This is a genomic window from Nocardia testacea NBRC 100365, from assembly GCF_000308775.1.
Classification (GTDB): Bacteria; Actinomycetota; Actinomycetes; order Mycobacteriales; family Mycobacteriaceae; genus Nocardia; species Nocardia testacea.
The window spans coordinates 1-484 of the sequence record NZ_BAGJ01000028.1 but is presented as its reverse complement, the minus strand read 5'-3'; the positions used below and the strand labels follow the sequence as shown (position 1 = coordinate 484).

Annotated in this window: 2 protein-coding genes and 1 pseudogene; all 3 read right to left on the bottom strand. The window is 62.0% G+C overall.

Annotation, left to right across the window (positions count from 1 at the left end; all coding sequences use genetic code 11):
• Positions 1-90: pseudogene (locus ON38_RS35510) on the bottom strand (30S ribosomal protein S17); the annotation flags it as partial.
• Entirely contained in the window at positions 87-326 is a 240-nt protein-coding gene (gene rpmC, locus ON38_RS03805; protein ID WP_039822417.1) for a 50S ribosomal protein L29, read from the bottom strand. The pseudogene ON38_RS35510 and the gene rpmC, both read right to left, overlap by 4 nt.
• Positions 326-484 (bottom strand): large ribosomal subunit protein uL16 (rpl16, locus tag ON38_RS03800; protein WP_039822416.1); only part of this gene is annotated, 159 nt, incomplete at its 5' end. The genes rpl16 and rpmC, both read right to left, overlap by 1 nt.

Here is a 484-nt window from a genome sequence, read left to right as displayed (position 1 = left end):
GACGACGATCGTCTTGTTCATCTTGTCCGAGACAACGTAGCCGGTACGAACCTTGCGGCTGTTGCGCTCTTCGACTTTCTGTTCGCTCATGCCGCATCTCCCTTGTCAGCGGGTCCGGAGGCCAGACCGAGCTCGCGCTCGCGCATGACCGTGTAGATGCGCGCGATCTCGTGACGGACCACGCGCAGCCGACGGTTGTTGTCCAGCTGACCCGTCGCCATCTGGAAGCGCAGGTTGAACAGCTCTTCCTTGGAGTCGCGCAGCTTCTGCACCAACTCTTCTTCGGTGAGCTCGCGGAGCTCTGCGGCCGGCGTTTCGGTAGCCATCAGAACTGCTCCTCCCTGGTCACGATCCTGCACTTCATCGGGAGCTTGTGCATCGCGCGGCGCAGGGCCTCGCGAGCGATCTCCTCATTGGGGTAACTCATCTCGAACATCACGCGGCCGGGCTTGACGTTCGCGATCCACCACTCCGGCGAACCCTT

Coding starts and splice junctions, on each gene's coding strand:
- rpmC (WP_039822417.1), bottom strand. CDS start 326: ATGGCTACCGAAACGCCGGCCGCAGAGCTCCGCGAGCTCACCGAAGAA.